This is a genomic window from Bradyrhizobium sp. AUGA SZCCT0105, assembly GCF_018129565.1.
GTDB lineage: Bacteria > Pseudomonadota > Alphaproteobacteria > Rhizobiales > Xanthobacteraceae > Bradyrhizobium.
Genome location: NZ_JAFCMK010000007.1, coordinates 121,665 through 146,293 on the forward strand (window position 1 = coordinate 121,665; position 24,629 = coordinate 146,293).

29 protein-coding genes are annotated in these 24,629 nt (G+C 65.4%); 12 read left to right on the top strand and 17 right to left on the bottom strand.

Annotated features, from left to right (window positions below):
• Positions 1-2: 2 nt before the first annotated feature.
• A complete protein-coding gene (locus JQ573_RS29530; protein ID WP_212311803.1) occupies positions 3-935 on the top strand; it encodes a GNAT family N-acetyltransferase in 933 nt (310 codons plus the stop codon).
• 180 nt (positions 936-1,115) lie between these two features.
• On the opposite strand, the gene JQ573_RS29535 is transcribed toward JQ573_RS29530, so the two are convergent.
• The 3 genes from JQ573_RS29535 to JQ573_RS29545 form a co-directional block, all read right to left on the bottom strand.
• Positions 1,116-2,372 carry an aminopeptidase gene (locus tag JQ573_RS29535; protein ID WP_212311804.1) on the bottom strand — a complete coding sequence of 419 codons (1,257 nt, stop codon included), beginning with the start codon at positions 2,370-2,372 and terminating at the stop codon, positions 1,116-1,118.
• 119 nt (positions 2,373-2,491) lie between these two features.
• Positions 2,492-3,853 (bottom strand): 3-carboxy-cis,cis-muconate cycloisomerase, encoded by a 1,362-nt coding sequence (gene pcaB, locus JQ573_RS29540; RefSeq protein ID WP_212311805.1) that lies wholly within the window; start codon positions 3,851-3,853, stop codon positions 2,492-2,494.
• 60 nt (positions 3,854-3,913) lie between these two features.
• Positions 3,914-4,303, bottom strand: coding sequence for a carboxymuconolactone decarboxylase family protein (locus tag JQ573_RS29545; protein WP_097670965.1), 390 nt, complete (start codon positions 4,301-4,303; stop codon positions 3,914-3,916).
• Positions 4,304-4,440: 137 nt separating this feature from the next.
• On the opposite strand from JQ573_RS29545, the gene JQ573_RS29550 reads away from it, so the two are divergent.
• From JQ573_RS29550 to JQ573_RS29565, 4 genes are read left to right on the top strand one after another with little or no spacing between them, the layout of a single operon-like run.
• Positions 4,441-5,400 carry a tripartite tricarboxylate transporter substrate binding protein gene (locus JQ573_RS29550; RefSeq protein WP_212311806.1) on the top strand — a complete coding sequence of 320 codons (960 nt, stop codon included), beginning with the start codon at positions 4,441-4,443 and terminating at the stop codon, positions 5,398-5,400.
• Between the two features lie 19 nt (positions 5,401-5,419).
• Positions 5,420-6,307 carry an NAD(P)-dependent oxidoreductase gene (locus JQ573_RS29555; protein WP_212311807.1) on the top strand — a complete coding sequence of 296 codons (888 nt, stop codon included), beginning with the start codon at positions 5,420-5,422 and terminating at the stop codon, positions 6,305-6,307.
• Positions 6,304-7,284, top strand: coding sequence for a Gfo/Idh/MocA family protein (locus tag JQ573_RS29560; RefSeq protein WP_212311808.1), 981 nt, complete (start codon positions 6,304-6,306; stop codon positions 7,282-7,284). The genes JQ573_RS29555 and JQ573_RS29560 overlap by 4 nt, the downstream gene beginning before the upstream one ends.
• Before the next feature lie 6 nt (positions 7,285-7,290).
• Complete coding sequence (locus tag JQ573_RS29565) at positions 7,291-8,046, top strand: GntR family transcriptional regulator (protein ID WP_212311809.1); 756 nt, start codon at positions 7,291-7,293, stop codon at positions 8,044-8,046.
• Positions 8,047-8,105: 59 nt separating this feature from the next.
• Here JQ573_RS29565 and JQ573_RS29570 read toward each other — a convergent pair whose 3' ends face one another.
• The gene (locus tag JQ573_RS29570; protein ID WP_212408769.1) at positions 8,106-8,333 is read right to left on the bottom strand and encodes a hypothetical protein; all 228 of its coding nucleotides are present in this window, start codon (positions 8,331-8,333) and stop codon (positions 8,106-8,108) included.
• A 284-nt stretch (positions 8,334-8,617) separates the two neighbouring features.
• On the opposite strand from JQ573_RS29570, the gene JQ573_RS29575 reads away from it, so the two are divergent.
• Positions 8,618-8,794 carry a hypothetical protein gene (locus JQ573_RS29575; protein ID WP_212311811.1) on the top strand — a complete coding sequence of 59 codons (177 nt, stop codon included), beginning with the start codon at positions 8,618-8,620 and terminating at the stop codon, positions 8,792-8,794.
• Positions 8,795-9,407: 613 nt separating this feature from the next.
• Here JQ573_RS29575 and JQ573_RS29580 read toward each other — a convergent pair.
• Positions 9,408-10,964, bottom strand: coding sequence for a serine hydrolase (locus JQ573_RS29580; protein WP_212311812.1), 1,557 nt, complete (start codon positions 10,962-10,964; stop codon positions 9,408-9,410).
• A gap of 105 nt (positions 10,965-11,069) precedes the next feature.
• Between JQ573_RS29580 and JQ573_RS29585 the strand changes: the two genes are divergently transcribed.
• Both JQ573_RS29585 and JQ573_RS29590 read left to right on the top strand, forming a co-directional pair.
• Complete coding sequence (locus tag JQ573_RS29585) at positions 11,070-11,696, top strand: cyclic nucleotide-binding domain-containing protein (RefSeq protein ID WP_212311813.1); 627 nt, start codon at positions 11,070-11,072, stop codon at positions 11,694-11,696.
• Between the two features lie 364 nt (positions 11,697-12,060).
• A complete protein-coding gene (locus tag JQ573_RS29590) occupies positions 12,061-12,333 on the top strand; it encodes a hypothetical protein (RefSeq protein WP_212311814.1) in 273 nt (90 codons plus the stop codon).
• A 10-nt stretch (positions 12,334-12,343) separates the two neighbouring features.
• Here JQ573_RS29590 and JQ573_RS29595 read toward each other — a convergent pair whose 3' ends face one another.
• Together JQ573_RS29595 and JQ573_RS29600 are read right to left on the bottom strand one after the other, a co-directional pair.
• On the bottom strand, positions 12,344-13,378 hold the full coding sequence (locus JQ573_RS29595) for an ATP-grasp domain-containing protein (protein ID WP_171947882.1): 1,035 nt from the start codon (positions 13,376-13,378) through the stop codon (positions 12,344-12,346).
• On the bottom strand, positions 13,375-14,403 hold the full coding sequence (locus JQ573_RS29600) for a putative zinc-binding metallopeptidase (protein WP_212311815.1): 1,029 nt from the start codon (positions 14,401-14,403) through the stop codon (positions 13,375-13,377). Before JQ573_RS29600 ends, JQ573_RS29595 begins: the two co-directional genes overlap by 4 nt.
• A gap of 243 nt (positions 14,404-14,646) precedes the next feature.
• Between JQ573_RS29600 and JQ573_RS29605 the strand changes: the two genes are divergently transcribed.
• Positions 14,647-15,078, top strand: coding sequence for a hydrogenase (locus JQ573_RS29605; protein WP_212311816.1), 432 nt, complete (start codon positions 14,647-14,649; stop codon positions 15,076-15,078).
• Here JQ573_RS29605 and JQ573_RS29610 read toward each other — a convergent pair.
• The 9 genes from JQ573_RS29610 to JQ573_RS29650 all read right to left on the bottom strand — a co-directional run bounded on the left by JQ573_RS29610 (position 15,075) and on the right by JQ573_RS29650 (position 22,201).
• A complete protein-coding gene (locus JQ573_RS29610) occupies positions 15,075-15,452 on the bottom strand; it encodes a hypothetical protein (protein WP_212311817.1) in 378 nt (125 codons plus the stop codon). The two genes, JQ573_RS29605 and JQ573_RS29610, sit on opposite strands and share 4 nt — an antisense overlap.
• Positions 15,453-15,522: 70 nt before the next feature.
• Positions 15,523-16,806, bottom strand: a complete 1,284-nt coding sequence (locus JQ573_RS29615; RefSeq protein WP_212311818.1) for an RNA polymerase sigma factor — start codon at positions 16,804-16,806, stop codon at positions 15,523-15,525.
• Between the two features lie 31 nt (positions 16,807-16,837).
• Complete coding sequence (locus JQ573_RS29620; RefSeq protein WP_173640245.1) at positions 16,838-17,188, bottom strand: YciI family protein; 351 nt, start codon at positions 17,186-17,188, stop codon at positions 16,838-16,840.
• A gap of 18 nt (positions 17,189-17,206) precedes the next feature.
• Positions 17,207-17,578, bottom strand: coding sequence for a YciI family protein (locus JQ573_RS29625; protein ID WP_212311819.1), 372 nt, complete (start codon positions 17,576-17,578; stop codon positions 17,207-17,209).
• Between the two features lie 307 nt (positions 17,579-17,885).
• A complete protein-coding gene (locus JQ573_RS29630; RefSeq protein ID WP_212311820.1) occupies positions 17,886-18,581 on the bottom strand; it encodes an AprI/Inh family metalloprotease inhibitor in 696 nt (231 codons plus the stop codon).
• A complete protein-coding gene (locus tag JQ573_RS29635; protein WP_212311821.1) occupies positions 18,581-19,564 on the bottom strand; it encodes a 2-hydroxyacid dehydrogenase in 984 nt (327 codons plus the stop codon). Before JQ573_RS29635 ends, JQ573_RS29630 begins: the two co-directional genes overlap by 1 nt.
• Positions 19,564-20,352: an ABC transporter permease gene (locus JQ573_RS29640; protein WP_212311822.1), complete on the bottom strand. Its 789-nt coding sequence runs from the start codon at positions 20,350-20,352 to the stop codon at positions 19,564-19,566. Before JQ573_RS29640 ends, JQ573_RS29635 begins: the two co-directional genes overlap by 1 nt.
• Positions 20,349-21,152, bottom strand: a complete 804-nt coding sequence (locus tag JQ573_RS29645) for an ABC transporter ATP-binding protein (protein WP_212311823.1) — start codon at positions 21,150-21,152, stop codon at positions 20,349-20,351. The genes JQ573_RS29640 and JQ573_RS29645 overlap by 4 nt, the downstream gene beginning before the upstream one ends.
• Positions 21,153-21,169: 17 nt before the next feature.
• Positions 21,170-22,201 carry an ABC transporter substrate-binding protein gene (locus tag JQ573_RS29650; protein WP_212311824.1) on the bottom strand — a complete coding sequence of 344 codons (1,032 nt, stop codon included), beginning with the start codon at positions 22,199-22,201 and terminating at the stop codon, positions 21,170-21,172.
• A 146-nt stretch (positions 22,202-22,347) separates the two neighbouring features.
• Between JQ573_RS29650 and JQ573_RS29655 the strand changes: the two genes are divergently transcribed.
• On the top strand, positions 22,348-23,154 hold the full coding sequence (locus JQ573_RS29655; RefSeq protein ID WP_212311825.1) for a creatininase family protein: 807 nt from the start codon (positions 22,348-22,350) through the stop codon (positions 23,152-23,154).
• A 147-nt stretch (positions 23,155-23,301) separates the two neighbouring features.
• Positions 23,302-23,565, top strand: coding sequence for a hypothetical protein (locus tag JQ573_RS29660; protein ID WP_212311826.1), 264 nt, complete (start codon positions 23,302-23,304; stop codon positions 23,563-23,565).
• A 118-nt stretch (positions 23,566-23,683) separates the two neighbouring features.
• Here JQ573_RS29660 and JQ573_RS29665 read toward each other — a convergent pair whose 3' ends face one another.
• Positions 23,684-23,953: a metal-sensing transcriptional repressor gene (locus JQ573_RS29665; protein WP_212311827.1), complete on the bottom strand. Its 270-nt coding sequence runs from the start codon at positions 23,951-23,953 to the stop codon at positions 23,684-23,686.
• 337 nt (positions 23,954-24,290) lie between these two features.
• Between JQ573_RS29665 and JQ573_RS29670 the strand changes: the two genes are divergently transcribed.
• Positions 24,291-24,575: a hypothetical protein gene (locus tag JQ573_RS29670; RefSeq protein ID WP_212311828.1), complete on the top strand. Its 285-nt coding sequence runs from the start codon at positions 24,291-24,293 to the stop codon at positions 24,573-24,575.
• Positions 24,576-24,629 lie beyond the last annotated feature (54 nt).

Genomic DNA, 24,629 nt, shown 5'->3' on the forward strand with positions numbered 1-24,629 from the left:
TCATGGATGACAGCATCACCATCCGGCCGCTTCGTGAGGCTGATGCAGAAGCGGTGGTCGAACTCTACGCAAAGGCGGCTGCGGTGGAACCGCGGCTGGGCCCTGTCACGCTGCCGCAGTGGGATCAGTTCCTGAAACTGCCGCAGAACCGTGGCGGCCGCGACTTCCGCATTGCCGAGCGGAACGGCCGACTCCTTGGCCTCGCTGAGTCATCGTTGCGCGATCAGGGCGCGCATCATTCCCGGTTCCTCAAGATCGTCGTCGCGCCTGAGGTCCGGCGCCGGCGGATTGGCCTCGCGCTGTTCGACGACGTGCTTGCGATCGACACCGATCCCGATCTCACCGTCCAGACGCTGGTGAGCAGCGATTGGCCGGCGGGAATGGCGTTCGTGGCCGCTTTCGGCTTTGTTCATGTCGAGTCCGAAATCGGGATGAAATGCGTCGAGCCGTTGCAGCCGGCGCGCACGCTCGCGGCGGCCCGCGCCACCATCGAACAGGTCAGCGACGTCACCGCCTGCGCCGGCGAGGTGGCGCGCCTCCACAACGCCGCCTATGCCTCGGACTCCGCGTTCCGCCGGTATTCGCCGGAGGAGATGGCGCAGGTCCTGACCGAGAGCGAAGTCTGGATCGCGTCGGAAGATGGCCAGATGTCGGGCTTCTGCCTGACCGAGCCGGAGCGGAACTCGATGTGGATCGAGTCGGTCGCCGTCGACCCGGCACGGCAGGGACGCGGGCTCGGCCAGCTGCTGGTCTATCGCGTGCTGGCCGCACACGACGTGTCGGTCGAACATCCCTGCTGGCTCAACGTCTCGAGCCGCAACGCACCCGCGCTGAAGATCTACCGCCGGCTCGGCTTCCGGCCCCAGCACGAGACCTGCCGCTTCAGCGCACCGCGAGGCGAATTGCTCGCCGCGCGTGAGCTGCGATTCCACTAGCCGGCCTTTTGTAATGGTTCGAGCACACTAATTTTTCCCCGTCACCCTGAGGTGTGAGCGAAGCGAGCCTCGAAGGGCGAACGGCCGAGGTCTCTCCGCACCGCGATATCCGGGCCGTGCATCCTTCGAGGCTCACTTCGTTCGCACCTCAGGATGACGGGACTGAGTGGTTAGCGGCTGCTACGCCCACTCGCCCTTGCGGAACACCGGCACGCTGCGGCCGTCGGCGTGGATGCCGTCGATGTCGGTGTGGGCGGAGCCGATCATCCAGTCGATATGGATCAGGCTCTTGTTACCGCCCTGCTCGGCGATCTGCTGCGGCGTCAGCTTGTCGCCGTTAACGAAGCATTTCGAGTAGCACTGGCCGAGCGCGATGTGCGAGGCGGCATTCTCGTCGAACAGCGTGTTGAAGAACAACAGCCCGCTCTTCGAGATCGGCGAGGAATGCGGCACCAGCGCGACCTCGCCGAGGCGGCGTGCGCCCTCGTCGGTGTCGAGCACCTTGTTCAACACTTCCTCGCCGCGCGAGGCCTTGGCCTCGACGATGCGGCCGTCCTCGAACTTGACCGAAATGTTGTCGATCAGCGTGCCCTGATAGGACAGCGGCTTGGAGCTGACGACGTGGCCGCTGACGCGGCGGCAGTGCGGCGTCGTAAACACCTCTTCGGTCGGAATGTTGGCATTGCAGACAATGCCGTTCTTGGCGGTCGACGCGCCGCCTTCCCATTCATGACCATCGGCAAGGCCGATGGTGAGGTCCATGCCGGGACCGGAATATTTCAGCGCGTGGAAGCGCTGGCCGTTCAGCCATTCGGTACGCTCGCGCAGCCTGGCATTGTGCTGTTCCCAGTTGGCGACGGCGCCGTCCTGATCGACCCGGGACGCGGAGAAGATCGCGTCCGCGAGTTTCGCCACCGCGACGTCCTCGGCATCATCGGGGAATACCTGCTTCGCCCAGGACGTGCTCGGATAGGCGATGATGTTCCAGTTGGTGTCGAAATTGACGATCTTCTGCAGCGCCGGCTGGTAGGCGATCGAATTCGCCTTGCTGGCGCGTGCCACCTTGGTCGGGTCTTCGCCCGACAGCAGCATCGGATTGTCGCCGACGATCGCAAGCCGCGCCGTGTTGGCGCCGAACGCCTTCGCCATGCCCTCGTAGAGCCAGCTCGCGGCACGATCGAAGCTCGCATCGTTGGCGTAGCGGTAGCGCGCCAGCGTGAGCTCTTCGTCCGAGAAGAACGGGGTCACGAGACCCGCGCCGGCCTTGTAGGCATGCTCAACGACCCGCCGCACCAGCGGCATTGCCGCCGCAGGCGCCGTCAGCAGCAGATCCTGCCCCGGCTGCAGTTGCAGGCCGACCTTGATCGCGACTTCGGCGAGCCGATCGAGTTTGACAGGATCGATCGAGGCGGAAAGGTTGCGTTGGTGTGCAGTCATGAAGTGTCCGGCCATGTCGTTTGAGGGCTTTAAAGGATTCGTAGTCCAATTCGATCCGCATTCGCAAGGTTCCCGCCCGCCGCACCCGATCACGCGACGGCGAGCAATTGCCGCGAATTTTACCGCTTCACAGACGCCAGCACCCGGTCGACCATCTCGGGCGCGAGGCCGAGATAGTTTTTCGGCGCGGTGAGGCGGTCGATCGTCGCCCGGTCGATCCGGCTCGCGACGCGATCATCCGCTGCCAGCGCCTCGGCCAGCGTCAGGCCCCTGTCGTTGGCGACACGGCAGGCGTCGTAGACCACATCATGCGCCTCCTGCCGGCCGATCGCGGGCGCGAGGCCCATCATCACGGCTTCAGCGACGATCAGCCCGCGGCTGATGTCGAGATTGCCGGCCATCCGCTTCTCGTCGACGATCAGGCCGCCAAGCGCGAACCTGGCCTGGTGCAGGGCGCCGGCGGTCAGTACGAAACTCTCCGGGATCGCCATCCATTCGGCGTGCCACGGGCCGGTGGCGCGTTCGAAATCCTGCACCATCGCGTCCAGCATCAACCCTGCATGCTGGCGCACCGCCTTGGAAGCGGCAAGCATCAGCTCCGACGAGATCGGGTTGCGCTTCTGCGGCATGGTCGAGGAGGCGCCGCGTCCCTTCACGAAGGGTTCGTAGACTTCGCCGAACTCGGTCGACGCCATGATCATGACGTCGAGTGCGATCTTGCCGAGCGTTCCCGTCACCAGCGCGAGGAAGTTCACCGCTTCCGCCAGACCGTCGCGCGCGACATGCCAGGTGGAGATAGGCACGCCGAGGCCGAGTTCCTCGCACAGCGCCTGCTGGACCTCGAAGCCCATGTCGCCCAGCGAGGCCAGCGTGCCGGCGGCGCCGGCGAACTGGCCGACCAGCACGCGCGGCTTCAGCTCCGCCAGCCGCGCGGCGTGGCGATCGAAGGCGGCGAGCCAGATCGCGGTCTTGTAGCCGAAGGTCACCGGCAGCGCCTGCTGCAGATGGGTGCGGCCGGCCATCGGCGTGTCGCGGTATTTCTTCGAAAGATCGGCGAGGATGCCGCGCAGCGCGGCGATGTCGTCCTCGATGATTGTCAGGCCATCGCGCAGTTGCAGCACCACAGCGGTGTCCATGATGTCCTGCGTGGTGGCGCCCCAATGGACATAGCGGCCGGCTTCGCCGCACTGCTTCGCCATCTGATGCACCAGCGGCAGGATCGGATAGCCGACCACATCGGTTTCCTGCCGCAGCAGATCGAAATCGAACGCGGCGACATCGGTGCGCCTTGCGATCTCCTCGGCCGCTTCCGCAGGGATCACGCCGCAGCGCGCTTCGGCCTTGGCGAGCGCAACTTCGACCTCGGCATAGCGCTGGAGCAGCCGCAGGTCGGAAAACACCTCACGCATCGCGCTTGTGCCGAAGGCATCGCGAAACAGCACGGAATCGAGCACGGTGGTCGAGGTCGGGAAGGCGGACATGGGCAAATCCTGTTGCCGTTCGCAGTCGGCAACGTCCCTATCACGGCGCAGGCCCGCGCCCTACCCCTCCGCCGGCGCCTCGCCGAACACCTCGGCTGCGATCTTGCTGGTCTCGATCGCGGCCGGAATGCCGCAATACATCGCGACCAGCAGCAGCACGTCCTGCACCTGCGCGGCGGTGCAGCCATTGGCCAGCGCGCCCTTGGCATGGACGCGGAACTCGGTCGGCTTGCTGCTCGCCGCGGTGATGCCGAGCATCACGAGGCTGCGGATCTGGTCGGACAGCCCGCTGCGCTCCCAGACGTCGCCATAGACGTAAGCATTGATGATGTTTTGCAGCGGCGTGCCAAAATCGCCGGCGGCCGCCATCCGCTTGGCGACATCGACCTCGCCGAACATCTTCTGGCGCCGGCGCAGTCCGCGGGCATGGAGATCGCTGGTGTCCACCATCGTCGTCTGGCTCCCCTGTATGGGCTATTTATACGGATAAATATGCCGCACCTCAATATTCGGATAGGCTTGATGCTTGCCTTTCCGAGCTATTTGTCCGTATAAATTTGCCAAAAGCAGAGGCGGAGGGGACCGGGATGAAGTTACGGCTGGGGCTACTCGTCGTCCTGCTCGCTGTGCTTCCGGCCCTGCCGGCTTTCGCGGCGGACGATTTCCCGCTACGGCCAATCAAGATCATCGTGCCTTTCCCGGCCGGCGCCGGGCCCGACAACGTCGCGCGGCTGGTCGGCCAGCATCTGCAGGACGCGTTCGGCCAGACCGTGCTGATCGAGAACCGCGCCGGCGCGCTCGGCAGCATCGGCGCCCAGGAAGTCGCTCGCAGCGCGCCCGACGGCTACACGCTGTTGATGGGCACCAACACCACCCATGCGAGCAACGTCGCGACGCTCAAGAGCCTGCCCTACGACCCGGTGAAGGATTTCGCGCCGGTGATCCGCACCACCACCACGGCGATGGTGCTTTTGGTCAACCCCAAGCTCGCGGCCAAGGACCTGCCGCAGTTCCTCAGCTACGCCAAGGCCACCGCCAATCTGACTGCCGGCTACGGCTCCGGCGCATCGCAGATCTCGATCGCGCAGCTGCAGTCGCGCGGCGGCCTGTCGCTGATCGCGGCGTCCTACCGCGGCGTGCCGCAAGCGATGACCGACGTGATGGCGGGGGTCATCGACCTGACCTTCGGCGACTTCTCGGTCGCGATCCCGCAGATGCAGGGCGGCACCTTGCGCGGCATCGCCGTGACATCGGCGACCCGCAACGAGCTGACGCCCGGCCTGCCCGCGCTCTCCGAAGCGATGCCGGGCTTCGAGGCCACCATCTGGTACGGGCTGTTCGCGCCCGCCGGGACGCCGGAACCGGTGGTCAACAAGATCTACGCCGAGTGCGCAAAGTACCTCGCGATGCCGGAGACCAGGAAGAAGCTCGCCGATGTCGGCGTGATGGTGGCGCCGCTGGCGCCGGCCGAGTTCGGCGCCTTCGTCAAGAGCGAGGTCGTGCGCTGGTCGGCCGAGGTGAAGGCGGCCGGCATCCAGCCGCAATAGCGCGAAGCGGCATTGCATCATGGCTCGCGAGACACCTGTCGGCATGATTGGCCTGGGCCTGATGGGATCGGCGCTTTCCGCGCGGCTGATCGATGTCGGCTTAGGCGTAATCGGCTTCGACATCGATGCCGCGAAGACGGATGGGTTGCGGGCCAGCGGCGCCGAGTTCGCGGCCTTCGCCGCCGATGTGGCAGCGCGGTGCCGGACCATCGTCATTGCGGTGTACGACGCGACCCAGGTCACGGGCTTGCTGCCGGACCTTGCGAACGCCGAGCCGCCGCCGCTCGTGATCTGCGCCACGACCTGCGCGCCGGGCGAGATCACGACGATTGCCGAATTCGCCGCGCGCTCGCGCCTCTCCTTCATCGAAGCGCCGATCTCCGGCACCAGCGCCGAGGTCCGCGCGGGGACGGCCACCGCGCTGGTCGCCGGCGATCGCGACGTGATCGCAGCCGCCGCGGCGACGCTCGACATCCTCTGCCCGCAACGGATCAATGTCGGCGCGATCGGCAATGCCAGCCGCACCAAGCTCGCCATCAACCTGATCCTGCAGAACAACCGCGCCGCGCTCGCCGAAGGCATCGCCTTTGCCGAGAGCCTCGGCCTCGACGGCGCGACGTTCCTTGCGACGGCACGGCAATCGGCGGCATATTCCGCCGTGATGGACAGCAAGGGACCGAAGATGCTGGCGCGGGATTTCGCGCCGCAATCGCATATCGCACAGACCCTGAAGGACGCCGAACTGATCCTGAAGGAAGCCGGCCGGCACGGCCTGCCTCTGCCGCTGACCTCGATACAGGCCGAGCTGCTGCGCAAGGCGATCGCGCTTCAAGGCCCGGACAGCGACAGCGCCGCGGTCATCGAGGCGATCCGAGCCGGACGCGATCAGGACAGGAAACACACATGATCAACTGTGCGATCGCGGGCCTCGGACGATGGGGCCGCGCACTGGTCGAGGCTGCGCAGGGCGAGCCGCGGCTGCGGATCGTCCGCGCGGTGGAACCCGACATGAGCGCCGCCGCGAGCTTTTGCGCAGCGCACGGTCTGTCCCCCGCGGCCAGCCTCGAGGCCGTGCTGGCCGAGCCCGACATCGATGCCGTGCTGCTGGCAACACCGCATTCGCTGCACAGGAGCCAGGTGATCGCGGCCGCCGCGGCCGGTAAGCAGGTGTTTTGCGAGAAGCCGCTGGCGCTCAAACGTCGCGATGCGGCCGAGATGTTCGCGGCCTGCCACAACGCCGGCGTGCTGCTCGCGGTCGGACATAACCGCCGGTTCTGGCCGTCGATGCAGGCGCTGCGCGCGATTGTCGCCAGCGGCGAGCTCGGCACGATCCTGCATGTCGAGGGCCACAACAGCAACGAGAACTCGCAAGGCATCACGCAGGGCTGGCGGCTGTCGCCCGCGGAGTCGCCGGGCGGCGGGCTGACCGGCGCCGGGCTGCATGTGCTCGACGGCTTCGTCAGCCTCCTTGGTCCTGCCCGACAGGTTTATGCCCGGTTGAGTGAACGCGAGCCCGGACCGCCGCCGCTCGACACTGCAACTTTAGCGATTGAATTTGTGAATGGCGTGAGTGCAACCCTTGCTACGGTCCGCGCAACACCGTTCTATTGGCGCGTGCATGTGTTCGGGACGAAGGGATCCGCAGAGGTGCTCGACGAGGGGACGATGGTGCTACGGAAATCCGGCGAGGCGCCTGCGACGACGCGCTATCCGGCGGTCAACACGCTCACCGCGGAACTTGCCGCCTTTGCCGACGCGGTCGAACGCAAGCTGCCGTTCCCGGCGCCCGAAGCAGATGTGCTGGCTACGCTCGCCGCGTTCGAGGCCGCGTTGCAGTCGATGCAGTCTGGACATCCGGTTGCCTGCCATACGGCATACCAGTGATCCGCCATGTCTGAACAACCGGAGAGGGCGAGATCGTCCCGCTACCGCGACATCGCCACCGGGCTGCAGAAGGACATCCGTCTCGGCACCTACGCGGTCGGCAATCTGCTGCCGACCGAAACCGAGTTGATGGCGAGCTATCAGGCAAGCCGCCAGACCGTGCGCGAGGCGCTGCGCATCCTGATCGACCAGGGCCTGATCGTGCGCCGCGCCGGCCTCGGTTCGGTGGTGATCGCCTCCGAGCCGCCGGTGCTGTTCACCCACAGCGTCAAGTCGCTCGGCGAGTGGCTGCGCTATTCCAACGAGACCTACCGCGACGTGGTTGGCAGCAGCGACATCGTCGCCGACCGCAAGCTGGCTGCGCTCCTGAAATGCGAGCCCGGCAAGAGCTGGTTCCTGATCGAGGCCGTGCGCCGCTCCGACCAGTTCGCAGCACCGCTCGGCTGGACCGAGATCTACGTGCTGCGCCGGTTCGCCGATGTCGTGACGCGGCCCGACCACGGCCGCACTCCGGTGCATGAGCAGATCGCCAAGATGTATGGCCAGGTCACCGAGCGCGCGCAGATGGAAATCTTCGTGCGGGGCATGCCGGCGCCGATCGCCAAGGCACTCGGCGTCAAGACCGGATCGCCGGCGCTCACCGTGGTACGCCGCTACTTCGGCCTGCGCGAGGAACTGTTCGAGGTCACCATCACCACGCACCCGGAAGGGCGCTACACCTACACGATGGACATGCAGCGCTCGCTGCGGCCGAAGCTTTAGGCTTTTGTGGAGACGCGTTGCCTTGACGCGAGCCGGAAGCCGCTTCGCTTGAAATCGCGCTAGCGCGCCCGGGCCAGATGCGTGCTGCTGGCAGAGGTATGTGCCATCTGCGGGGTGCCGCCCACGCCCCAGACCACGACCGCGATCAGCGCGGCCGCCCAGACATATGGCACAGCATTCGGCTTGTTCATTTCCGAGATCATCCCCAACGTCTCAGGTGCACCGACGAACCTTACAACCTCGGTCGAGAATCTCACGACCTCAATCGTCAGCGTCTCACCAGACACCCGTCCTTCACAACGCTACTAAGGTTAGACCTTGTCGGTTTCGGGACGTCTTCGTGCGAATCCAGAAATGATTTCGTGGGAACCGGGCCGTCTCATCCGAATTGATGAGACCGCGGGTCTACGGCTTCGGCGTTCGCGACAAGGCCGGGAGAATTTCCTGCTTAAATTTGAGTCAGATGCACAACAAACATTCCAAAGGGACCCCGCTGAATTCTTTTTGATTGTCCGCCGGACTCCGGCCGTGGCATCAGGGCCTGTGACACTGCGATGACAGGGATTCTCCCGTGACTGCCCAATCGGCCAAACCGCAAGGCGGCTCCCGCCGCCACTCCAAGGAAACGCAGGACGAGGTGGCGCGGTCGCTGGAACGGGAGCTGCAGTTCCTGACGGAAGAGCGCCAGGAACGCGCCCTTCGGCTCGGCCTCGACTTCGCAGCCAAGACACCGAAGACAGACCACTAGGCGCGCTGCCGCGCCTCGACGCGAGGGCGCACAATCTCCGCAGCATTGCTGACCCGCGCGGCCATCTGACAATGGCCGGCGTGCGCGTTGGCGTGCGTCAGTCGTGATGCGCCCTGCTCCGGTCACGACGGCGAGGCCACCGTGCGGGAACGACGGGGCGATTCCGATTCACCTGTCAAACAGCTACTCGGTGTCATCACCCGCGCATGCGGGGTGATCCAGTATTCCAGAGACGCCAGGGCTTGAGCCGAGAAGCCGGGGCGTACTGGATCGCCCGGTCGAGGCCGGGCGATGACAGTGCGGGTACCACACACGACTGTCGTCCTGGCGAAGGCCAGGACCCATAACCACAGGGTCGTGTTGTTGAAGAGGGCTGTGGCCCCAGCGTCGCGCAACAATCATCTTCGGTGGTTATGGGTCCCGGCCTTCGCCGGGACGACATCGCGTTTGTTGGACCGCCTGCGGACCATGCGTCCGCATTCTCGCGGCGCGTTTCGTCCGAGTTTTGCATCTCATTCCGCCCTCTCTCTTGAACAGAGGGCGCAGGGAAAGCCGGGTGCGTGCACACATCACCGTCATTGCACCGTGCGCGTTGCCTCAAAATAGCGAATCGTTATTGCGCGCCCTGCGCCTCCGCATCGACCTGCACTTCGTGGCCGAAGCTATCCTTGCCGCTGAGCCTGGCCTTGCCGCCGTCGAACGTGAGCAGCCATCTGCGGTCGGTATCACCGCCGACCAGACGCAGGTCGATCGCAAACGTCTCAGCGGTCTGCCACGTCCCTTTCAGCGCCATCACGCCGAGCGGCGTTGGCTGGCCGAGACGATAGGTGCCGTCGAGCCCGATCGGTCCCGCCAATTTGACTACCGGCCTCGCCGCATCCGGCGTCGCCGTTTCCAGCTCGTAGTGCGCGGACGGATCGGTCAGATGCAGCGTCAGCGCCCGCAGATTGAGGCCGTTGGGCGGGAAGCGCCAGGTCTTGCCCGAGATGGCGGCCGCAGTCTCGGGCACCGCACCAACCGCCGACGGCTTTTCCGTCGCGCCATCGCGCAGCGCCGCGGCAAGCTGATTGCCGCCGGCGGAGTTCACCGGCAGCGCCGTGTCGGACTTGACGGCGCCGGAAATGTCGTCGGCCATCCTGCCGAATGAGCAGTAGTCGCGCGCGGTCACGACCGTGACGATGTCGAGCGCGGGAAGGATCATGATCAGCTGGCAGCGGTCGCCGACCGCCATGAAGGCCTGCTGCTTCGGCATCACCCAGAAGAAATTGGCATAGCGCAGGGACCGATCGAACGAAGCGTGCATCTCTGTCGTCGCGTGCTTGATGCGATCGACCCAGCCGGACGGCAGCAGCCGCTGCCCCTCCCATTCGCCGTCATGCAGATACAGCAGCCCGATCTTGGCGGCGTCGCGCGGCGCGAGCAGCAGCCCGCCGCCGCCTTGCGTCAGCCCCGGCCCGATGCTGTGCCAGTAGGGCGCGGCGATCCCGAGCGGACGAAACAGTTTCGTCACCGCATAATCCCGCGCGCGCACGCCGGTGAGCTTGTTGATGATCGCGGCCAGCAGCTGCGGATTGCCGGTGTTGTAGTAGAACGCCTCGCCCGGCGCCTTCGCCATCGGACGGTCCAGGATGAACTGGATCGCATCGGGGCTGCGCCCCCATTCGATTAGCGACTCCGGCCTGCCGCCCTCGACGCCCTCCGTCCAGGCCATCCCCGAGGTCATGTCGAGCATGGTCTGGATCGTGATTGCCCGCTTGCGGTCATCGAGATTGGCGATGGTGCGGTCGCCGAAGAAATCCACCATGCGATGGTCGAGGCTGTCGAGCAAATTGTCCCTGAGCAGCATCGCGACCAGCGTGCCGGTCACCGCCTTGGTGACGGAATTGAAGAGATGCGGGATCTCCGGCGTGTACGGCGCATAGTAAGCGTCGAGCACGATCCGGCCATGACGCGCAATCAGGAGGCTATCGAAACTGTGAGCCGCGCCAAAGTTGACGAGCCGCGCCAGCGCGGCGGAATCCATCCCCTGCTCTTCCGGCGTCGAACTCTGCCACTGCCGGGTCGGCCACGCCGGATCGGCGGCGCCCTCCGCACGGGCTGCGCCTGACCAGGCCGAGGCTGCGAGCAGCACTCCGCTCAGGATCGATACGGCCAGTCGTTTGAGATGCATGGCGGCTCGGCCTCATTTCTGCCCAAGAGAATAAGCGCACTCGTATATGTTTCCAGTCGTTTTCAGAGCGCATTTCTTGCAATTCATTTCCGACGAGGCGCTGTCATGACGCTGATCGATGGCTTGGGTTACCTGGCGTCAGCTCTTGTGTTGCTGACGTTCTGCATGAGCACGATGTTGAGCCTGCGCACCGTCGCGATATTCAGCAATCTGGCATTCATCAGCTATGGATTGGGCGACCGGATCTACCCGGTGCTCATCCTGCACATCATTCTGCTGCCGCTGAACGTGGTGTTGCTGTTCCAGATGGTTCGGCTGCTTCGCAAGGCCAGGCGCGCTGCCGCGACGGACCTTTCTCCGAACTGGCTGCAACCGTTCATGCACGCGAAGCACGTCAGGGCTGGAGAAACGATTTTCAGGAAAGGCGACGACGCCGACCTGCTCTACATGGTCGTATCGGGCGACGTCAGGTTTCCCGAGATCGATCGTGGGGTCTCGGCAGGCGAATTGTTCGGGGAGATCGGACTGTTCTCCCTCGAACGGCGCCGCACGCAGACGGCCATGGCAGCAACCGATGTGGATTTGCTGTGGATCAGCGACGGCGCACTGCGGAAGCTGTGCGAACGCAATCCGGGGTTGTCGCTGTATTTCCTCCGGCTAACGGCGACCCGGATGACGGAAAACGCCGCCCGCGCAATCGGGGTTGCCGCGGCAACACCCAATCCGGCGTAAAGCGCCGGGGCACTGCGTCGGTTGCCGGTGCTACGGCGCGGACGACGCCGCAAGGCTCGGCAGCGGCGCGAACTGCATCTCCGCGACGGCCGAGCCGGCGTACGCACTGGCGATCAGGATCATGACTCGAATGGCGACGAACATGGTGCCTCCTCAGTCTTCTTGTTGGTCTCTTGATGCCAGAGACTTCTTTCCCGCCGGTGAGGAAAGCTGGTTGCCGCAACCTTGAAGGCGTTGGTAAGCGAGCCGTTTACGCAAGCCCGTTCATGAGTTGGGAACCGTATCGGCCGGTCGGCCGGCGCGCTAAACGCGCGGTTCACCGTGACCGGGCATTGTTCGCCTCAATCAAGAAGGCGCAATCACAATGCCGATTTTCAAGACGATCCTTGTTGTCGTATCGATTTTTCTTGCCGTTTTGTACGTCTACGATGCCTGCCGCAGCGACGGCTTGCTCAGGGCGACTGCCGTGAGCGACGTGATTGCACGGCGCTGGCCGGAACCGGATGCGTTTCGTCCGGAGGCGGCACCCGCTCCCACAGCCACTGCCGCCGCGACGCCGGCGGCGCGCGTTAGGGAAACGTTTGCGATGTTCATCCCCAGGGACGCGCGACGCCACGCGCTGCAGCGCAGCCTCTAACCGCTTCGTTTCAGCCCAGGGATACGCCGGCCTTGGCGCGGCTGATCCCGAGTGCCACAATGCGATTCAACAGAACCGGATAGTCCAGTCCGTCATGCCCGGCGGCTGTCGCGAACTCCTGGCTCTTGGCGATTTCGGGATTGGGATTGGCTTCAATGAAATACGGAACGCCGTTGGTGGACAGGCGGAAGTCGATGCGCGCGTAGCCGTCGAGCCCCAAGGTCCGGTAGATCCGCTTCGCCAGCCGTTGAATATGCGCTGATAGTTCCGGCGTAAGGTCCTCCGCCGGCCCGTCCGCAATTCCGATGCGCTCCTGGTAGCTGGTATCGTGCTTGACCTTCTCGGTGGCGATCTGGCGCGCGGCGGGGCCGCCCATGCTGCCGAACTTCAATTCCCAAACCGGCAGGACCCGCAGCCTGTTGTTGCCGATCACGCCGACATAGAGCTCGCGTCCCTCGATGAACTGCTCGGCGATCGCGGCCGTTCCGATCCGCTCATGGATGAAGGCGACGCGCTCCGCGAGCTTCTCGTCGGTATCGACGATCGACGCCTGCGAGATACCGAGCGATCCATCGCTGCTCAGGCTCTTGACGATCAGCGGCAGCGCTAGCCGCGGCGGCCGCTTGACCTTGCGGCGCATCGGGAACACGGCGAAGGCCGGCACCGGGATGCGGCGGTGATGCACCAGCGTCTTGGACAGATCCTTGCCGCGCGCCAGGATCAGGCCGCGCGGATTGCACCCGGTATAGGGGATCTTCATCAGCTCGAGATAGCTCGCGATGTGCTGGTCATACACGACGTCGTAGTGAAACTCCTCCAGCAGCGTGAACACCACGTGCGGCTTGAAGCCCTCGATCTCGTCGCGCACCGGCTTGATTTCCTCCTGCACGCCGAGCGGACGCACCTCATGGCCGGCCGCGCGCAGGGTACTCACCACGTCGTATTCGGTTTTCCACTCGTTGATTTCCCGCGCCGAGTATCCGTCGCTGGAGTCCGGCGGCACACAGTCCGGGTGCATCAGCACCAGAATGCGAAAGTGTTTCATAGCGCGATCCATTTGCGGCGCGACGGGCCGAACAGCGCGTGCATGGTCTTGGCTGTCAGCAGGATGGTGAAATTGGTCACCAGCTTCTGCTCGGGGCCGACGGCACGCAGATTGAGCTCGCGGCAGCGCAAGATCATGTCGTCGAGCACGGCATCGAGCGTCAACTGGTTCTCGCCCGTCCACCGCGCGACCAGCTGCCTGATCTGGGCGCGGTGCCGCCTGATGAAGGACGCAGCCGGCGGATGCCGGTGATGCCGCGGATCGGCAGAGAACAGCTTGGACAGATCGCGGTCGTAGGTCTTCGGCGGCGTGAAGGCGTAGAACGCCTGCTTCTTCTTGTAGTGCTCGCCGAGCGTCTGCTTCAGCGTATGCAGCGGATCGACCCGCTCGCGCGTCGTCAGCAGCGGCCGCTCGCCGGCGATCTCGCCCATCAGCTCGTCGACATATTCGAGCTTCTTCAGCGCCGGCCAGCCGGCATAGCGCGTCCGCCAGTTCGAGCGCGGCCGCAGCCACACCGCGAAGGTCTCGGCGAAATCCTCGTCCGGATGGCTCTGCGCGTACCAGAGCCTGAGATGCTGGACATAATTGCGGCTGGCCGGATTGGGCCGGTAGTAGCGCGGATAGTGTTGCGACGATGGACCGAACAGCTGCTGCCAGCGCCGGCGGCGCTGCAGCTGGTAGCCGTGCTGGATGGCGTGCCCCGCCTCGTGGCGGAGAATGGCCATGCACTCGGACCACGAGGCGCCCTCGACGTCGAGCATCATCTTCTTCTCGAGCTTCATCAGGCGCGGATGGGCGAGATAGAACGGAATGGCGATGCCGGGCACATCGGCCGGGCTAAACCATTCGCTCGAGATCCATGCGTGCGGCCGCAGCCGTATCCCCCGCTCTTCGAGCTCTTCGTAGAGCGTGCTGACACAATCCGCGAGCCAGGTGCCATCGACCGCAACCCTCAGACTGCTGAGGCGTTGCTCGAGCAACTGCGCATCCGTGAGCTTCTCCCAGGCAAATTTGCGGCGCGGCATAGGCTTCCAAAGTCAAAAAACAAACCGGAATCGGGATGGTGTCATAGGTTGCCGCCGGCAACAACCGCCGGGCTTTTGCAGACGGGCGGCCCCGGCCCGTGCCGGCTCAGGTCCAGTCCGGGCGTGCGGCCAGCCCATGCTTCGGCCGGCAGCCGGCGCGGCAGGCGCCATTCGCGCGCGGGCGTCTTGGCGCATTCTGCTATGGTCGGCCGTTATTCACACCAGTGATTTGAGGGGACGAGAATGGATGATCGGCGGCGGCTGCTTTTTCACGGCATGACCCTGTTCCTGATCGGGCTGTTGACCGGCCTTCTCGAGCAGCACTTCGTCAATGTGCGGATGGCGCTCGCGGCGCATCTCGAAGGCGTGATGAACGGCACATTCCTGCTCGCGGTCGGCGCGATCTGGAGCGAGGTCAGGCTGCCGCCGCGCGCGAGCGCCGTAGCCTACTGGGCGCTGCTGTGCGGGACGTACGGCAACTGGGCCGTGGCGACGCTCGCCGCCGTTCTCGGAACCGGCGCGCTGTCGCCGGTGACTGCGGCCGGGCGTGGCGCCGCGCCGTGGCAGGAGGCGCTGGTGACCACTGGATTCGTCTCGATCGGTCTTGCGATCATCGCAGCAGCGATCCTGCTGTTGTGGGGGCTGCGCGGCAAGGCTGCGCGCGCCGCGCGCTAAGGCTTGACCCAGCGCTGCACGGCAGCAGTGGTGTCGGCTGGGTTGGTGTTGAAGCAGATGGCGGCACCAGGCGCGAGCCGGTGCACCAGATTGAGGATCGTCTCGAACAGCAACAGCCGCTCCGGCGGCTCGCGCAACCCGGCACCGATCACCACGCAATCGTAGCGGCGCGCGTTGAGGGCCGCCGCCGTCACCGCTTCGGCCGTATCGCCGAGGTCGATGAGACAGCTTTCGACATCGTAGCCAAGCGTCCGCAGGCCCTCGATCTGCGCGTCGATGTAGCTGCGCACGAGCTCGGGCGTGAATTGGGGCATGACGGACAGATCGACGAAGGTGGGGTCGAGCCCGATCGCCAGCACGGATGGTTTCGTCATGGTCGCGGTTCCCTGACGCACTGCGATTCGGCTAACATGCCGGCGCTTTGCGTCGAAATCGCGAAGCCATTCAACGGCCGTCGTGATCCTGCGCGGCGCGTGCCGCGACCGCGGCGCGCCGCTTGAGGAACTCGCGCTCGCGTGCGTTGCCGGCCAATGCGGCAGCGGCCTCGAACGCGGCGTGCGCCTCCGCGAAGCGGCTCAACCGGTGCAGCAGATCGCCGCGCACGCTCGGCAGCAGATGATAGGATTTCAGCGCCGGTTCGTCGGCGAGGCCGTCGACGATCGCAAGCGCGGCCAGCGGCCCTTCGGCCATGCCGACCGCGACCGCGCGGTTGAGCGCGATGACAGGCGAATCCAGCAGCGCGGCGAGATCGCCGTACAGCGCGGCGATGCGGCGCCAGTCCGTCGCGCCAGGCGTATCGGCCTCGGCGTGGCAGGCGGCGATCGCGGCCTGCAGCGCGTAGAAGCCGCCGGCGCCGCCGAGCTCGCGGGCACGCGCAAGCGCCAGTTGCCCGCGGCGGATCTGCAGGCGATCCCACAGCGCGCGGTTCTGGTCCATCAACAGGATCGGCTCGCCGGCCGCGTCGGTGCGCGCCGCCATCCGCGAGGCGTTGAATTCCATCAGCGCCAGCAGGCCGTGCGCCTCCGGCTCGTGCGGCGCGATCGAGCTCAGCACACGGCCGATGCGCAGCGCCTCGTTGCAGAGCTGCGGCCGCAGCCATTCGGCGCCGCTTGCCGCGGTATAGCCCTCGTTGAAGATCAGGTAGGCGACCTCGAGCACGGAGGCGAGCCGCTCCGACAGCGCCGCGCCGCGCGGCGTCTCGTAGGCCAGACCGGATTCCGACAGCGTGCGCTTGGCGCGCACGATGCGCTGGGCGATGGTCGCCTCCGCCTGCAGGAAGGCGCGCGCGATCTCCTCGGTGGTGAGACCGCAGATCATCCGAAGCGCCAGCGCGGCGCGGGCCTCGCGCGACAGCAGCGGATGGCAGGCGGTGAAGATCAGCCGCAGCAATTCGTCGCCGATATCGTCGTCGAGCGCGGAATCGAAATCGGGCATGGTCTCCTGCTCCCGCACCAGATCATGCGCAAGCATGCCGTGCTTCTCGGTCAGCATGCGGTTGCGCCTGATATGATCGAGCGCACGCCGCTTGGCGGTCGCCATCAGCCAGGCACCCGGCTTCTCCGGCACGCCACCGAGCGGCCAGTGCTCGAGCGCCGCGATCAGCGCTTCCTGGGTCAGATCCTCGGCGAGCGGCACGTCGCGCAGCATCCGCGACAGGCTGGTGATCAGCCGCGGCTGCTCGATGCGCCACACACCGAGGATGGTGCGCTTGACCTCGTCCTCCGTCACGCCGGCCACCGGTATGCGACCGAGGCGGCCGTCAGCAGTCCATGAAGGGGCGAACCTCGCATGACAGTTCCCAATCCGGCATATGGTCGAGATGAAGCTGCATGAACTCGACGGCGCGCGCCACGGCCTCCTCCTTGTCCTTCAGCTCGAACACGGCGTAGCCGCCGACCACCTCCTTGGCCTCCATGAAAGGACCGTCGGTGACGGTGAGCTTGCGGTCCTTGATCTTCACCTCCGCGCCCGCCGTGCGCGGCAACAGCGCGCCGGTATCGAGCATGCGGCCGGCCGCGATCTCGCGTTCGGCGAGCTTGCCGATCGCCTCCCTCAATGGTGGATTCGGCAGCATCGGCTTCTCCGCCACCAGGACATACATGAAGCGCATCGCCTGTCCTCCTTCGGCTCACTCGGGACACTGTCCGGCAAAGCCCGCGAAGGCGCGGACCTCGCAGGTGCCTTGCCAGCCGGGCATGTGATCCTTGTGGAGCTGCATGAACTCGACTGCGAGCGCCACCGCCTCTTCCTTGCTGCCCAGCTCGAAGATCGCGTAGCCGCCGATCACTTCCTTGGCCTCGACGAACGGACCGTCGACGACGCTGAGATGGCCGTCGACAATGCGGACCTGCGCGCCGGTCGCGAGCGGCATCAGCCCGCCGGTATCGACCATGCGGCCGGCCTTGATCTCGCGGTCGGCGAGCTTGTGCATGGCCTCCAGCAGCGCCGTGGTCGGCTGTGCGGGCGGCTGGGGAGAGGTGACGATCGACATAAAGCGCATGAACTGCTCCTGTTTGCGGCAAGCCACGGGATTATCGCGGTGAAATCGGCTCGCTATGGGGAACGACGATCCGGCAGCCGTCGGATCGACAGGGGCCAGGGAATTATTTTGGGGGTGTCATCGAGAAGCAGATCGCCCCCCATCGTCGTCCCTGCCTAGTGCGCAATTGCGCACGGGAGCAGGGACCCATAACCACAGGGTTGAGTTGTTGAGGCGAGCGGTCGCCACAGCCGCGCAAAACCAACTGGCATCGTGGCTATGGGTCCCTGCTTTCGCAGGGACGACACCGAGTTTGTGCCAGCGCCGCCTATTGCTCCCGCAGCATGATCAGCGGGTCGGCGCTGTCGGGGACGCGGCGCCACTGGGCGTTGTCGTCGGCCTCGAACTGCCAGGTCTCGCCCTTGGGCGACATCAGGATCATCTGGCCGTGGTCGAGCCGCCACAGCGTCGGGTTGAAGGCTGCGACCGCGGGATCGCATTTGCCTTTCAGGAACAGCTGGAAATTGTCGTTGCCGGCGTCGGTGTTGGTCAGCACCAGGGCGCAGATCGCCTGGCCGTTGCCGCGGACCATCGACCAGTCGCCGATCATCTGGTCCATCGACTTGGCGAGCGCGCGGGCAGCGGCGAGGTTTTGCAGGATGTAGACGCCCTCATTGGTGCGCATGCCCTCGAAGATGCCGGTCTCGACCTCGGTGAAATCGATCACGGCGTCGCCGGCCGCATTCTGCAGCCGCACGATGTCGCCGAGGCCCTTGATGCTCCAGCCCGTGATGTCCTTGGTGAAAGGCAGCGCGGCGGCGCAGGCCGGCTCGAGCTCGAGCTTGAAACCTTGCGGCGTCGCATCGCTCTTCAGCGTCACGACGCAGGTCTTGCTGCGCTCGGTGGTGGCGAGCTCCCACTGCCCGATCATGTCCTTCTTCAACGTCGAGGCGTCCTGCGCGGCGGCCGGACCGCACGCGGCCAGCAGCATAAGCAGCACGACGCTGAAGCGGGACAATGACATCAGCGGCCCTTCACCGGCGTTTCCGCAACCGGCGTCAGCGGCGGCTTGCCGGCGAACCAGTTCGTGATGTTGTCGACCACGAGCTGGTCCATCGCATTGCGCGTCACCACCGAGGCCGAGCCGATATGCGGCAGCAGCACGACGTTCTGCATCGCCTTCAATTCGTCCGGCACGTTCGGCTCGGCTGCGAACACGTCGAGACCGGCGGCCAGGATGGTGCCGGATTTCAGCGCCGCGACCAGCGCCGGCTCGTCGACCACCGAGCCGCGCGCGACATTGATCAGCACGCCGCGCGGGCCGAGCGCCTTCAGGACGTCGGCGTTGATCATCTTCGCCGTCGAGGCGCCGCCCGGCACGATGACGATCAGGGTATCGACCGCCTTCGCCATCTCGATCAGATCGGGATAGTGCTTGTAGGCGACGTCCTTGGACGGATTGCGCGAGTGATAGGACACCGGCACGCGCGAGGCCTCGAGCCTGCGCCCGATCGCCTGGCCGATCCGGCCCATGCCGACGATGCCGATCTTGCGGTCGCGCAAGGAGCCAACGCTGAGCGGATAGTTCTGGGTCTGCCACAGGCCGGAACGTACATAGCGGTCGGCCTTGACGAATTCGCGCAGCGTCGCGATCAACAGGCCCATCGCGACGTCGGCGACCTCCTCGGTCAGCACGTCGGGCGTATTGGTGACCACGATATTGTGATCCCGCGCATAGGCGGAATCGACGTGGTCGTAGCCGACGCCGAAGCTGCCGACGATCTCGAGCTTCGGAAACATCGCCATCGCGGTCTTGTCGGTCGCCATCGTGTGATAGGTGACGGCGATGCCGCGGATCTTGGCCATGGTGTCGGGAGTCAGGCGCTCGAGGTCGCCGCGGCTCTCGGCCCGGTGCAGCACGTATTGATCGGAGAAGCCGTTTTCGAGGATTGGCCGGATCGGTCCATAGATCAGGAGATCGATCTTTTCGGAAGAAATCGGGGCCATCAATTGTCCTTTCCTAACGCGCTTTCATGCCAACGCCGCAACAGAAGGTGCGAAACTAACGCCAGCACCCCATAGATGACAATCCCGGCCAGCGATAGCAGCAGAAGTGCTGCGAACATGCGGGGAATATTCAGCCGGTAGCCCGATTCAGCGATCCGGAAGGCAAGGCCCGAGCCGGCGCCGGCGCTGCCCGCCGCGATCTCCGCGACCACAGCGCCGATCAGCGACAGACCGCCGGCAATGCGCAGGCCGCCGAGGATATAGGGCAGCGCCGCGGGCAGCTTCAGCAACAGCAGCGTCTGCAGCCGTGATGCGCCATAAAGTTGAAACAATCCGGCGAGGTTGCGATCGACCGAGTTGAGGCCGAGCGTGGTGTTCGACAGCACCGGAAAGAACGCCACGATCCACGCGCAGACGATCACGGCGGTCTGCTGCTGCAGATAGATCAGGAGCAGCGGCGCGATCGCGATCACAGGCGTGACCTGCAGCACCACCGCGTAAGGGAACAGGGAATATTCAAGCCATTTCGACTGGTTGAACAGCAGCGCCAGCACGACGCCGCCGATCGCGGCGGCGGCGAAGCCTTCGAGCGTGGTCAGCAATGTGACGCCGAGCGATTGCGACAGCACCGGCCAGTCCGCAACCAGCGTCTTCAGCACCAATAGCGGGCTCGGCAGCACATAGGGCTGGATGCCATAGCCGCGGACGATCGCTTCCCAGAGCACAAGGCCCGCGGCGAACACCGCAAGCGGAAGCAGAAAGCGGACGAGATCCTGCGGAGACTTCATGCGCCCGCCTGCCCTGCATAAGACGGCGCCAGCGCGGCCGAGATCTCGCGGCAGAACGCGGCATATTCGGCCGAGGTGCGGAACTCCTCGCCGCGCGGCTCGGGCGAGGTGATGCGAAACTCGGCGCCGATCCGGCCCGGGCGCGCCGTCATCACGATCACGCGCTGCGAGAGATAGGCCGACTCGAACACCGAGTGCGTCACGAAAATGACGGTCTTGTGCAAATTGCGCCACAGCGACAGCAGGTCGTTGTTGAGGCGAAAGCGCGTGATCTCGTCGAGCGCCGCGAACGGCTCGTCCATCAGCAGGATATCGGGATCGGTGACCAGCGCGCGCGCCAGCGACACCCGCATCTTCATGCCGCCGGACAATTCGCGCGGATAGGCGGTCGCGAACTCCGCCAGCCCGACCTGATCGAGCGCCGCATCGATGCGCGCATCGGCGTCAGTCGCCGGCGCGCGGGCGAGCTTCAGCGGCAGGCGGACATTGTCGCGCACATTGGCCCACGGCATCAGCGTCGGCTCCTGAAACACGAAGCCTACTCTGTGGCTGCCGCGCTGCTCGGCGCCTTGATGCGAGAGCTCGACCGTGCCGGCGCTTGGGGTGGCAAGCCCCGCAATGAGGCGCAGCGCGGTGGACTTGCCGCAACCGGAGGGCCCGAGCAGCGAGACGAACTCGCCGCGTCTCACGTCGAGGTCCAGCGGCCCGAGCGCCATCACCCCGCTGTCATAGGTCTTGGTGACGCCGCGCAGGCGCACCGCCCATCCGGCATCAGGTCCAGACAACGCAGGCTCCGCCATCGCGCGTCCGCACCCCGTCAGTTCTTCGGCCTGAGCTCGACGCCGACCGCCTTGTTGACGAAGCGCAGCGTGTAGCCCTGGCGATAGTCGATGGTGCTCTTGACCACACCGGCGCGCACCATCTTGTCGAAGAAGCTCGCCATCCGCTCGTCAGTCATGGCGCCGATGCCGTTCTTGATGGAGTCACCGGAATCCACGATGCCGTGTTCGCGCATCTTGGCGACGCAATAGGCCAGCAGCTCGTCGTTCATTTCGGGATTGAGCTTCTTGATCATCGCATTGCCGGCCGAGTTGTCGCCGTAGACGTAAGTGTACCAGCCGACAACGGAAGCATCGACGAAGCGCTGCACCAGATCCGGCTTCTTGTCGACGAGGTCGCGGCGGGTCTCGATCAGGGTCGAATAGGAGTTGAAGCCGTAGTCTGCGAGCAGGAGCACGTTCGGCTTGAAGCCGGCGGTCTTCTCCACCGCAAAGGGCTCCGAGGTGACATATCCCTGCATCGCGGTCTGCTTGTTCACGATGAAGGGCTGCGGGTTGAAGGTGTAGGGCTTCACCTTGTTCTCGTCGAAGCCGTATTCGGATTTCAGCCACTGGAAGTAGCTGGTGATGCCTTCCTTCGAGATCAAAAGCGTCAGCGGCTTCAGGTCCTCGATCTTGCTGACCTTGACCTCAGGATGGGTCAGGAAGACCTGCGGGTCCTTCTGGAACATCGCCGCGACGGCGACCAGCGGCACGTTGTTGGTGACGGCGTCGAAGGTCTGCAGCGAGTTCGCGCTCATGAAGAAGTCGAGCTTGCCCGCGATCAAGAGCATGCGGTTGTTCTCGTTGGGACCGCCGGGCACGATTGACACGTCGAGGCCGTATTTCTTGTAGGTGCCGTCGGCGAGCGCCTGGAAGAACCCGCCATGCTCGCCCTCGGCGACCCAGTTGGTGCCGAACGAGACCTTGTCCAGAGTCTGCGCCCGCGCCGGGAGGAGGCCCGCGGAAACGCCGAGGGTGGCGGCCAGAAGGGCCGTGGTTAACGCTCGCGGCAAAAAGGCCGGGATCATGGTTGGACTCCGTCGATCATTATGGCCCATGATGGAAGGCGGGAAGAGGTGGACCGCGCCCGGAGACGCGAACGCCTCACCGATGTTAAACAAACTAGCCTGCAAATCCATCCCATGAAACGCTTGTATTGAAACGACCGGCTTTGATGACTTCTCAGCTTCCGCCCCGTGACTGGACCGCCATCCACTGGCCCGACCTCGCCAAGGGTGCGGCCGCGCGCTGGATCGCGGTGCTGCCGCTGGCCGCGACCGAGCAGCACGGGCCGCATCTGCCGCTCGGAACCGACGTCATGATCGGTGAGGCGTATCTGGCACGGGTTCGGGAGCTGCTGCCGGCGGCCATACCGGCGACGTTCCTGCCCCTGCAGCCGGTCGGCATCTCCACCGAGCACATCGATTTTCCGGGCACGCTGACCCTCCCGACCAAGGTGGCGCTGAACAGCTGGATGGCGCTCGGCGAGAGCGTGGCGCGCGCCGGCGTCAGGAAGCTCGTGATGGTGACGAGCCATGGCGGCAATTCCGCCGCGATGCAGCTCGTGGCGCAGGACCTGCACGCGCAACACAAGATGCTGGTGGTGACCACGAGCTGGTCGCGCTTCGGCACGCCGGACGGGCTGTTCGATGCCGACGAATTGCGCCACGGCATCCATGGCGGCGCGGTCGAGACCTCGATCATGCTGGCGAAGTATCCGCAACATGTGCGCAAGGATGCGATCGCGGACTTCAAGCCGGCGAGCGTACAGATCGAGAAGGACCATCGCTTGCTGTCGACCCAGCGGCCAGCGCCGTTCGCCTGGCAGGCGCAGGACCTCAATCCGAGCGGCGCGATCGGCGATGCGACCAAGGCCTCGGCCGCGAAGGGCGAGCAGCTGCTCGAGCACGGCGCGCGTGCGTTCTGCGAGCTGCTGGCCGACGTCGACAGGTTCGATCCGGGCGTATTTCGGGGCGACTGACCGGGAATTCCTTCGTCCTGGCGGAGGCGACGAAACAATCCACGAAACCATATTTCCGGCACGGCCTTCGAACCGGAACCGAAAAGCCTCCGTCCAACGGGCATGCGGACCATACCGGCGCCGCGCTCAAACAGGATGGAGTATCCCATGTCGATCAAGACCAAGTTTGCCGCCCTCGCCCTCACTACGCTCGCCGTGACCGGCACCATCGCGTCCACGACGTCGCAGGCCAACGCCAAGCCGTATGGCTGGGGCTGGGGCGTCGGCGCGGGCCTCGTCGGCGCCGCCATCGTCGGCAGCGCGATCGCGGCCAGTGACGGCTATTACGACGGCGGCTATCGGCGCTGCGCCTGGGTCCGCCAGTTCGACGCCTACGGCAACTACATCGGCCGCGTGCGCTCCTGCTACTGATCGACGGGATTTTTTGAAGGCTGCGGATCCTGCGTTCGGCGCGGGTCCTCATCCACCCCGTGTCGCACACGACCCGTCCGGTGATCCCCCCGGGCGGGTCGATTCTTGAAGGCGGCGATCACAGATATTTTGCGATCAGTCGGAAGTCGCGCAGCACGTTGCGGCCCTTCGGGCCCGATACCTTTAGCGTCTCCTCCAGGCTGTGGCCGATGTGATCGTGGATCAGCGCCTTCTTGGCGCTCTCGATCGCACTCTCCACCGCCTGCAATTGCTGGGCGATCTGCGCACAGGGCCGGCCCTGTTCGATCATCTCGACGATGGTCTCGAGATGGCCGTTGGCGCGCTTCAGGCGCCGGGCAATCGCTGCGTGCGGATGGTCGTCTGGCATGCGGTTCTCCTATCCTCCCTGGAGGATAATCATGATCCTCCCCGGAGGATAGCAGAATCGGCTTGACAGGCCATTGTGGCAGGCGTAGTGCCCGATCGTCGGAACATGCGTTCCGCACCGGGGTCTGACCCCGGACATCAACCCGACCACGAGCCAACACAGAAGGCACATGGGCAGTAGCAACTCAGGCGACAGTAGACCGCTGACGGGACTATTGACGCCGCAACACAGCAAGACTGATCGCGCAGATTTCGCCTGCGTGGATGGGTGGTCACGCCTCACGTAACCGCCTGCTCCTCACCGGCCTGCCGCGAGACAGCGGAAGTGGAGGTGAGCGATGTTCGAAAAGCTCGCAAAATTCCGGCCGTTTGAGCCGCGGCAGATCCCGCCGCGGGCGGCCACCTATTCCAATGACAACCTGCCGGGTTTTCGCCGCCCGCCGGATCGCCGGCGTCCAACCCCGGCCTGTCATTGGATCCTGATCGACGGCCAACTGGAATGCCGGTGGACCGTCGACGACACCAGCGGTGATTTCGATCATCAGCGGCGCGCGGGCCGGCATCTTGGCCCGCGCGCGACAACTGCGCGTCACGCCGCGGCAAAGCCGCGGCTGTGCGCTTAGGAGGCCAATATGGACGAAGGACCTAGTCGTCCCGTTGCGCGCCATTGCGGCGCG